The sequence below is a fragment of the Methylomonas rivi genome, from assembly GCF_024505165.1.
In the GTDB taxonomy this organism is placed as follows: Bacteria; Pseudomonadota; Gammaproteobacteria; order Methylococcales; family Methylomonadaceae; genus Methylomonas; species Methylomonas rivi.
This window is the reverse complement of the sequence record NZ_JANIBK010000252.1, coordinates 1-1,552: the sequence shown is the minus strand read 5'-3', so window position 1 is coordinate 1,552 and position 1,552 is coordinate 1. Positions and strand designations below refer to the sequence as shown.

The 1,552-nt window shown below is 57.4% G+C and carries 1 protein-coding gene; it reads right to left on the bottom strand.

The features are described from left to right. Positions 1-1,552, bottom strand: a 1,552-nt coding sequence (locus tag NP596_RS20705; protein WP_256617283.1) for an amino acid adenylation domain-containing protein, incomplete at both ends; no start/stop codon positions are given.

The following is a 1,552-nucleotide window of genomic DNA, read 5'->3' as shown; positions in this document are numbered from 1 at the left end:
CGGTATCGTGACCGCGTGTAGCGCATTCCCGTCGGCTTGCTGCCTTGCTATCGTTTCGGCCAAGGCCACAAGCCGGCCATGCTTAAATAAGTGGCGTAGCGGCAATTCAACCGAAAAGCGCTTGGTAATTCGCGACATCAATTGCGTGGCCAACAACGAATGTCCGCCCAATTCAAAGAAATCGTCTTCGATGCCCACTTGTTCGACGCCCAAGACCTCTTGCCAAATCTCAGCCAACGCTTGCTCGGTTTCGGTGCGCGGTGCCACACAGGCATTTTTCAGTTGCTCGCTGAAGTCAGGCGTCGGTAACAGCTTCCTATCCAATTTGCCGTTGGCGGACAGTGGCATGGCTTCCATTACCACGAAGGCGCTGGGCACCATGTAGTCCGGCAGATTTTGTTTGAGCGCTGCCTTGATGCGCTCGACGATGGCGTGCTCTGCCTTGGCATCCGCTGCCGTCGTATGTGGAACCACATAAGCGACCAAGCGTTTGTCGTTAGGTTGGTCTTCTCGTGCAACTACCACGGCGTCCTTGATCTCCGGTTGCTTGAGTAATTGGGCTTCGATTTCGCCCAGTTCGATGCGAAAGCCTCTGATCTTGACTTGGTGGTCGATGCGACCCAGGTAGTCGATGTTGCCGTCCGGGCGGTAGCGCGTGAGGTCGCCGGTTTTGTATAGCCGGCTGCCTACCGGGCCGAATGGATCGGGAACGAAACGCTCGGCGGTCAGATCGGGCCGATTCAGGTAGCCTCGGCCTAAACCGATACCTCCGATGTGCAGCTCCCCGGGCGTGCCAATCGGCACCGGGTTCAGGCTGCGGTCGAGAATGTGCAGACGAAGATTGGCAATCGGTTTGCCGATCGGGATCGCATTTTCTTTGCAGTCCGCAGGACAGGCCCAGTAGCTGACATCGACCGAGGCTTCGGTCGGACCATACAGATTGTGCAGTTCGGCCGGCAGTTTTTGTTGGAAGCGTTGCACCAGATCGGCCGGCAGTGCTTCACCACTGCAAATCACCCGCTTCAGACTCGTGCAGTGTTCGACGCCCGGCGTATCGACAAAGGCTTGCAGCATGGACGGTACGAAGTGAATCGTGGTAATGCCTTCGCTACGGATCAGCTTGATCAAGCCTTGGCTGTCTTTGTGCAGTTCCGGCGCAGCCACGACCAAACGGGTGCCGGTCATCAACGGCCAGAAGAATTCCCAGACCGACACGTCGAAGCTGTAGGGCGTTTTCTGCAATACGTGATCGGTATGATCCAGCCGGTATTCCGCCTGCATCCACTGCAAGCGGTTCAAGATGCCTTGGTGCGGCACGCCGGCGCCTTTGGGTTGGCCGGTCGAGCCGGATGTGTAGATGCAATAAGTTAGGTTGCTGGGTTGAAGATCGGGCTGTGGGTTATCGGCGGGGTAAGCAGCAACCCAAGGCCAATCGCTATCCAGGCTGAGTGCTTGAGCCTCGGCAAATTCCAGCCCGGCGAATCGCTCTTGCGTCAAAACCACGCTGGGCGCAATGTCGGTCAGCATAAAGCCCAAGCGTTCCGCGGGATAG